This window comes from Edaphobacter sp., assembly GCF_035532915.1.
Taxonomy (GTDB): Bacteria; Acidobacteriota; Terriglobia; order Terriglobales; family Acidobacteriaceae; genus Edaphobacter.
Genome location: NZ_DATKQC010000163.1, coordinates 1 through 8,202 on the forward strand (window position 1 = coordinate 1; position 8,202 = coordinate 8,202).

Sequence of the window (8,202 nt, forward strand, 5' to 3'; positions counted from 1 at the left end):
AACTGGCCGGTGTGATGGCACACGAGACGGCCCACGTCTGCGCCCACCACGCTGCCCGTGAGATGACCCGCATGAACTACATGCAGATCGGCTCTGTCCCGCTCATCATCTTCACCCAGGGCTCGTGGACCGGCTATGGCATCTACGAGGCCTCGCAACTCGCCATCCCCGTCACCTTCCTCCAGTTCTCGCGCAACTTCGAGGCAGAGGCCGACTGGCTCGGTCTTGAGTACATGTACAAGGCTGGCTACGATCCGCAGGCCTTCATCCAGTTCTTCGAAAAGCTCGACGCTCTCGAGAAGCACAAGCCCGGCACGCTGGCCAAGGTCTTCTCCGACCATCCTCAGACCCCTGATCGCATCGCCCGCTCCGAAGACGAGATCGCCACCATCATGCCGCCTCGGCCCGACTACATCGTCACTACCAGCGAGTTCGACGACGTCAAGGCCCGCCTCGCGCGCCTCGAAAACAAACGCAAGCTCAACGACAAGAATGGCGGCAACAAGCCAACCCTCCGTCGCGTAGGCGGCACCAACAACGATCCCAACAGCCCCAACAATCCGGCCAACTCCGGCGACGACCGTCCAACCCTCAGCCGCCGCGATTAGTTGTCCTCATAACTCTAACAAGAAGCGCCGCTCTCTCAGGAGACCGGCGTTTCTTGCATTGCGTTCGTCATCATCTCTTTCACTCGCGCTGGCCGATACAGATCTTCAGGGATTTCCGCCAGCCGTGAGTGATGTACCTGCTCTCCGAGTCCATAGAACTCGCAGAAGCTCATAATGAGCGGTCGCCACTTGCTGGGATTGATGCGGTTCCCCTCCGGCTCCATCAAGAGCTGCGGATGCGCATGCACGCGCAGGATGCGCACTTCAAGCGCAACCAAACTCCCATTCGTCTCCGGAGCGAAGGGATGCGCTGCCGTCAACTCTGCCTCCATCTGCAGCGGACATTCACGAACGAGAGGCGCATCGACCAACTCTGCGTCCTCCGCAGTCAACCCCGAAGCGCCAAACTTGTCTGCGCAAAAAGTGTAGCCTTTGGCCTGTTTATGCGGAGGCACCGGGTCGGAACCCGTAAGCCGTGCAAGCCTATTCACCTGCGACACCTCTGCCACCGATGGCAGATTGATCGTGCACTGCCGTGTGCGCTGCAAATTCTGCGGCGTCTTGGAATTTGCTCCAAAGCCAAGCATGCAGTTCCACCCCAGCCACCATGCCGAAGAGATGGGCGCAAGGTTCGGCGAGCCGTCCTCATTCAATGTGCCGATAAGAACGACGGGAGTGCCAACATAAAGAATCGAAGGATGAACAGTCCGGTGAATGGGGGGATGAACGGTGCGATGCATTGCGTGATTTCCTTTTCGAGATGAGATTCTCTCGACCATAGGTGAACCCGCGCTGCGCAACACTCCGAATCTTGCACTCAAACTCGATGCAGCGCCCTGCAACAGGCGCCGCGATAAAATAGATCCATGACCACCAAGAAGACCACGGGCTACACCGACGACCACGCCGCATCCGGCCTCGACATTAAATTCCCCGCCATCGAGACCTGGAAGAACCAGTTCAAGGCCTACGAGATCCTCGTCGACGATCCCGAGTTCACCAGCGTCTGCCCCAAGACCGGCCTGCCCGACTTCGGCCGCATCACGATCCGCTATATGCCGCGCAAGACCTGCCTCGAGCTCAAGTCGCTGAAGGAATATCTCTTCACCTACCGCAATCTCGGCATCTTTCAGGAGAATATCGTCAACCAGGTGCTCGACGATGTCGTCAAAGCCTGCGATCCGGTCTGGGCCAAGGTAGTAGGCGACTTCCGCCCGCGCGGCGGCATCTCCACCGTCGTCGAAGCCTTCTATCCGCGCCCTAAAAACTCCAAAGGCCCGATGTAATCGCGGAGTGATTCGCGGGAGTTCAGATGCGCAGGAAGATCTTTCTGCGGTACATCCAGAACAGGATCGACCAGTAGATCAGCAGCGCGACGATGCCGAACATCAACGGCTCCAGCCCCGTTCCAAATATTTGGAAGACCCGGTAGCCCAGATGGATATGCAGATTTCGCTCGATGGCCTCTCCGAATAAGTCGGCGATCAGGTAAGCCGCGATCGAATTCATTCCGACGACCACCAGCGGAAACGCCCAGCGGCGATACGCCTTCACGTCGATCACCCACGAGAACACTGCAAGGAAGTAGAAGCAGAGTCCGCCACTGAACAGCGTCCAGGCCGGCGTCCAGATGCGCTTCACGATAGGGCATATTCCCGTTACATGCAGCAGCAGCGCCGCCGCGACAAGCAGCGTTCCGGCAATCAGGAAGCGCTTCACCGGAATCTTCGGTGCAGCCGAGCGAAACCATTCGCCCGCTCGCAGCCCGAGAAGCATCGTGCCCAGCGTTGGGATGAAGCTCAGTGTAAGATAGCCGCCCTCGTTGAAGACGAAGCGTGATGCGCGTGGAAAAATGTTTAGAAACCAGACGTCGAACGCCTGTCCGAGGTTGCTGTTCTTGTTCCAGTGAGCGGCAAATCCGCTGAAGTTGTGGTGCCACGTCGCAGGCACGCCAACCGCGGCGTAGTCGAAGTTCGGACCCGGCGCAGGATAGAGCGCCCATGCCAGCCAATACCCGAAGAGAATTGTTGCCAGCGCAATCCACTGCCACTTCGGTCGGCAATACGCCAGCAGGAACGCAAACGTGTATCCCATGCCGATCTGCGTCAGCGTGTCTTCAAAGGTGAAATAAGTTTGCCCGCTATGGGTGGAGCGAAGAAAGATCCCCAGCGCAATCAAAATCAAACTTCGCCACAGCGTATGCGCCAGCTGCTTTGGAAAGCTCTGCCCTTTGCGGATGCGGCTATGAATGGAGTAGGGAAGCGCAACGCCGACCAGAAAGGTGAACGACGGCTGGATCATGTCGTGAAGACCCACCCCCGCCCACTCCACATGCGTCTGGTTGTAGGCCAACACATGCCAGAAGAGGCTGTGCGGAAACGCGCGCGCGACGGCGGCGAAGCTCAACACCTCGCCCATCATCAACAGCATCACCAGCCCACGGTAGGCATCGACGGCGACGTTGCGTGGAGGTGTTGGTGTCGCCGCCTCCGGCGTCACGGGCGGAACGAGGTTCGCGTGTGCTTCGCTGATGGTGGCTTGCATTCATTCGCTCCGGTCGGCCTTTGAGCCTTCGTAAGGTAGCACATAAAATCTGTGATTGCCCACAAAATCTCAACATTGCGAAATAAAAATGGATTATAACGAAGTGAAAACGTATCGCATCAAAGCGAAAACGTAGTATAACGAAACGACCAACAAAGTGCATCGAGATTCAAGGGAGAAGAGCATGAGCGATGAATTGCGTGGCGTATTGGATGATCTTTCAAGAAGAAACTTCCTTCGCCTCGGCGGCATCACCGCTGTCGGCATGAGCGTTCCGCAGCTTCACGCCGAGGCTGCAAAGCCACATGGCGCAAGCATGATCGGCAAGCCGTTCGCCGCGAAGAACCCAAAGATCGGCATCGTCGGCACCGGCGGAAGAGGCACCAGCCTGCTTGAAAATCTGCTCGCCGCCGATGCGCAAATCCTCGCCCTCTGCGATGTCGTGCCCCAGCATGCCGAGCACGCGCAGTCGCTCGTCGTAAAGGCCGGACAGCCCTCTCCCGAGCTCTACACCAAAGGTGATCACGCCTTCGAGTCGCTCGTCGCCCGCGACGATCTCGACCTTGTCATCATCGCAACCCCGTGGAACTGGCATGTGCCGATAGCCGTCGCTGCCATGACCCACGGCAAGCACGCCGCTGTCGAAGTACCGGCTGCGACCACCATCGAGGACTGCTGGAAGCTCGTCAACACCTCCGAGCGCACCCAGCGGCACTGCATGATGCTCGAAAACTGTTGCTACGGCTACAACGAAACCCTCATCCTGCGCATGACCCACGAAGGACTCTTCGGCGACCTGCTCTATGGAGAAGGCGCCTACCTTCACGATCTTCGCGAGGAGCTTTTCTCCGACAAGGGCGAGGGATTGTGGCGCCGCACTGTTCACACCGAACGAAACGGCAATCTTTATCCGACCCATGGCCTGGGCCCGGTGGCGAACTACATGGGCATCCAGCGCGGCGACCGGTTCGACTACATCGTCTCCATGAGTACACCGCAGCGCGGCCTCGATGACTATCGCAAGGCGCACCTGCCGTCGTCCGATCCCCGCTGGTCCGAGCGCTACATCACCGGAGACATGAGCACGTCGCTCATCAAAACCGCGAACGGCCTGACGATTACGCTCCAGAACGGTACCGTCAATCCCCACCCCTACAGCCGCACCAACCTGATCGCCGGCACCAAAGGCATCTTCGCCGACTACCCGCCGCGCATCTACCTCGACGGACAGGCCGGTGGCGAGGACTGGGCCACCATCGACTCGTGGAAGGAGCATCAGCATCCATTGTGGAAGCGCGAAGGCGAGATCGCGCAGAAGCTCGGAGGCCACGGCGGCATGGACTACATCATGCTCTACCGTCTGCTCGAATGCATGCGCGAGGGGCTGGCACCGGACATGGATGTCTATGACGCCGCCACCTGGTCGGCACCCGGCCCGCTTAGCAGGCTCTCGCTGGCCGACGGCAGCGCGCCTGCTAAGTTCCCCGACTTCACCCGTGGCCGCTGGCACGAGCGCTCCGCATCGCAGATCGCCACGCAAACCTAGCTATAGGGGCAGCGGAGATAACCATGCTGTGCGAGCATTTCGTTCCCTTTGACATTCGACAGGAGTCGATGTAATCCTATTGTCGAACGTCGAGGGGAACATGCCACCATCCACCGATCTGCTTCAGGGAACGCTCGATCTTCTTATTCTCAAAACAGTTGCCCTCGAGCCCACGCACGGCTGGGGCATCGCGCAGCGCATCCAGCAAATCTCCAACGATACCCTACAGATTGGCCAGGGCTCCCTCTACCCCGCGCTCCACCGGCTTGAATACAAGGGTTGGATTCAAGCCGACTGGGGGACTTCCGAAAACAATCGCAAGGCCCGCTTCTACTCTCTTACCCGAACCGGCAGGAAACAGTTAGCCGCCGAGCTCGAAAACTGGAATCGTCTCACCACCGCAATTGAACTGGTTCTCGAACAGGCTTAGGAGACCCCTAAATGTTCAACGAATTGCGAACACGCCTCCGTTTTCTACTCGCCCGCAAAACTCATCGCGACGTCGATGACGAGCTGCAGTTCCACCTCGATCAGCAGATCATCGCAAACGTCGAAGCCGGAATACCCCCAACCGAAGCCCGAAGGCAAGCCGCTATCGACTTTGGTGGCATCGAACGTACCCGCGAAGAATGTCGCCAGCAGCGCCCCGGCTTTCTTTTGGAGGCGCTTCTCCAGGATGTTCGCTATGCTATCTGCGGTTTCCGTCGCAATCCCATCTTCACGATCACCGTCGTCGCTACTCTCGTGCTTGGCATCGGAGCCACCACGGCGGTCTTCAGCGTCGTCGACCGCATCCTCTTCCGCAGCCTGCCTTACGCGCACGCAGATCGCCTTGTCACGCTCGGCCTGGTCCAGCCCCTCGAAAAGCAGGAGTTCATGCTGGGCGCTTTTTACTATGACTTTCGAGACAATCAAAAGCCCTTTGCCGCGATGACCTCGGAGGGAGCGGTAACGCCCGAGTGTGACCTCACGGATCGAAATCCCGCGCAACTGAGCTGCCCGCATGTTGAGGCGAACTTTCTGCCGACACTTGGAATCTCGCCAGTGCTGGGACGCAACTTCCTGCCGGAAGAAGGCCGCCCGCACGGCCCGGCTGTAGGCCTGATCTCCTATGGACTGTGGCTCACCCACTACAACCGCGATCCCGGCATCCTCGACAAGACGATTGAGATCGACGGCAAACCTGTCCAGGTGATTGGCGTTCTGCCCAAAGACTTCGAGATGCCTCGACTGCAGGCGGCCGATGTGCTGCTCCCCATGGCCGTCGATGAGGCGGAGGATCGCAGCGGGAACTCCGGTCTCGGAGGTCCCAGGCGAACCTTCGCCAGGCTCAAGCCTGGAGTCAGCGTCGCGCAGGCCAGGGCCGAGCTCGAACCTCTATACCAGAATGCCTTGAAGATCATTCCGGTGAGTTTTCGCAGTCAGTTTAAATTCAGCGTTCGTTCTCTTCGCGACCGTCAGATGGAGGATGTGCGCGTAGAGGCATGGGTCCTCTTGGGAGCGGTCCTTGCCGTGCTGTTGATCGCATGCGCCAATGTGGCGAGTTTGCTGATGGCGCGCGGCGCTATGCGTCAGCGTGAGTTGGCCATTCGTTCCGCTCTGGGCGCCAGCCGAACTCGGCTGGCGAGTCAGGCGTTGACCGAAGCTCTTGTTCTATCTCTGGCTGGAGCAGTGGGTGGCTGCATTCTTGCGGAGGTGCTTTTACGCATCTTTATCGCCATCGCCCCTGCCAGCATTCCTTACATCGGAAGAGCGCAGCTTGATCTAAGAATTATTGTTTTCACTGTTGTTATTTCCATTCTTAACGGGATGTTATTTGGCCTCGCGCCCGCCTTGCAGAGACCAAACGGGCAGGCGTTGAGTGGACGCTCTCTCTTGCAGGGCTCTCATGCTTCTCTGCGCCGATGGCTGGTTGTGGCACAGATCGCTGTAAGCATGGTTCTTCTGGTGGGAGCGATGCTCCTATTTCGCAGCTTCAGCAATCTGGAAAACCAGCATTTGGGAATGCGCACCGACAATGTCCTCACCATTCGCGTGACTCTCGGAGAGCACAACTATCCCTCCGCACAAGCGATGATGATGTTTTTTCAGCAACTGCAGAAGCGGCTTCAATTCGGCCCCGGAGTCAGTCACGTCGCAATCAGTGATTCGCTGCCGCCGGAGGACAGTCATAGTAGCTTCCGCTACGACTCGATTATCGTCTCGGGCAGACCGCCTTCCACTGAAATAACAGGTGGATTGGTGACCTCCCGCTCGGTCTCGCCGGAGTACTTCCCCGCGTTGGGTATTCCCATCGTGCGAGGCGAAGGCTTCCGCGAGGAACAACTCAATTCAAGCGGCCATTTCATCGTGCTCAGCCAACAGCTTGCCGAGCGCCTTTTCCCGGGAGAAGATCCCCTCGGCAAGCGGTTGAATTTTGATCTCCCCTCCGATCCGAACCGTACCTGGTACACCATCGTCGGAGTTGCAGCCAATGTAAAGAACGGCGGCCTTACGGGAGAGGAGGTGCCCGAATACTATCTGCTCAGGCGCAATCGCGCTGAGGATTGGGCAGGACACGGTGTCTGGGGAAGGACCTCCGTAATCATCGTGCGAACATCGCTGCCGTCCGCGACAATCTCGCCGTGGATCCGCTCGCAAGTCGCTGCGCTTGATCCAACCTTACCGGTTGACATTGCAACCCTGCAGCAGAGGGTCAGCAAACTAGCCGATCAGCCAAGATTTCAAACCCTCCTCGTCGGCTTCTTCGCTGCAACCGGCCTCTTGCTGGCGGTCATTGGACTTTATGGGGTGATCTCCTTCCTTGTGACCCAGCGTACCCAGGAGATCGGCGTGCGCATGGCGCTTGGAGCCGGCAGAATGGATATTCTGCGCCTTGTGGCGTGGGAAGGGATGCGCCTGATTGGCCTGGGTGGAGTTTTAGGTTTGTGTATAGCGCTTGGCATTTCACAGGTTCTCAAAAGCCTGCTCTTCAGCATTGGGCCGCACGATCCCATCACATTTCTAAGCGTTGCGCTGCTTCTGAGTGTGACTGCTCTCGCGGCAACCTTCATTCCCGCCCGTGCAGCAATGAAGGTGGACCCCAATGTCGCCCTTCGCTATGAATAGACAGACAGGTCCACCCTTGACAGCCCCATAAAATAAGCGCGCAACAAGAAGCTGCTTTCACTTTCCCCTGCAGACTCTTGCGCAGTGCCTGCTCCTCCTGCTTTACGGTCCTTCCTCTTCCCATCTGTTAGGTGATGTGCATCAGTGGCTTACAGAATCTCAAAAGATGTGCGAGTAACGGCCACCCAATTGCTTTCCATGGAGATGCTTCTTCAGGCCCCCAATCTCACGATCGAGGCATAAATTTATGAAGCTCCTACGAAGTTCTCTTACGCCAGTTCTCTGCTCCGCAGTTCTGCTGGCAGCAACCGCGTTCGCTCACGCAGATATCACCAGTGCAATCGTCTATCAGGGCATCCCGAATGCAGGCAATGCGGCCGATCCGGCAAACCAGGC

7 protein-coding genes are annotated in these 8,202 nt (G+C 58.2%); 5 read left to right on the top strand and 2 right to left on the bottom strand.

Annotated features, from left to right (window positions below):
- On the top strand, positions 1–608 hold a 608-nt coding region (locus tag VMU57_RS07915), incomplete at its 5' end, for a M48 family metalloprotease (RefSeq protein ID WP_325382194.1).
- 35 nt (positions 609–643) lie between these two features.
- Here the strand turns inward: VMU57_RS07915 and VMU57_RS07920 are convergent.
- Positions 644–1,348 carry a flavin reductase family protein gene (locus VMU57_RS07920; RefSeq protein WP_325382196.1) on the bottom strand — a complete coding sequence of 235 codons (705 nt, stop codon included), beginning with the start codon at positions 1,346–1,348 and terminating at the stop codon, positions 644–646.
- A gap of 126 nt (positions 1,349–1,474) precedes the next feature.
- On the opposite strand from VMU57_RS07920, the gene queF reads away from it, so the two are divergent.
- Positions 1,475–1,894, top strand: coding sequence for a preQ(1) synthase (gene queF / locus VMU57_RS07925; RefSeq protein ID WP_158909433.1), 420 nt, complete (start codon positions 1,475–1,477; stop codon positions 1,892–1,894).
- A gap of 22 nt (positions 1,895–1,916) precedes the next feature.
- Here queF and VMU57_RS07930 read toward each other — a convergent pair whose 3' ends face one another.
- Positions 1,917–3,152, bottom strand: a complete 1,236-nt coding sequence (locus VMU57_RS07930) for a DUF5009 domain-containing protein (RefSeq protein ID WP_325382199.1) — start codon at positions 3,150–3,152, stop codon at positions 1,917–1,919.
- Positions 3,153–3,336: 184 nt separating this feature from the next.
- Here VMU57_RS07930 and VMU57_RS07935 point away from each other — a divergent pair, with 184 nt between their 5' ends.
- The 3 genes from VMU57_RS07935 to VMU57_RS07945 all read left to right on the top strand — a co-directional run bounded on the left by VMU57_RS07935 (position 3,337) and on the right by VMU57_RS07945 (position 7,806).
- A complete protein-coding gene (locus VMU57_RS07935; RefSeq protein ID WP_325382201.1) occupies positions 3,337–4,698 on the top strand; it encodes a Gfo/Idh/MocA family protein in 1,362 nt (453 codons plus the stop codon).
- Positions 4,699–4,798: 100 nt separating this feature from the next.
- Positions 4,799–5,128 carry a PadR family transcriptional regulator gene (locus VMU57_RS07940; RefSeq protein ID WP_325382203.1) on the top strand — a complete coding sequence of 110 codons (330 nt, stop codon included), beginning with the start codon at positions 4,799–4,801 and terminating at the stop codon, positions 5,126–5,128.
- A gap of 11 nt (positions 5,129–5,139) precedes the next feature.
- The gene (locus VMU57_RS07945; RefSeq protein ID WP_325382205.1) at positions 5,140–7,806 is read left to right on the top strand and encodes an ABC transporter permease; all 2,667 of its coding nucleotides are present in this window, start codon (positions 5,140–5,142) and stop codon (positions 7,804–7,806) included.
- Positions 7,807–8,202 lie beyond the last annotated feature (396 nt).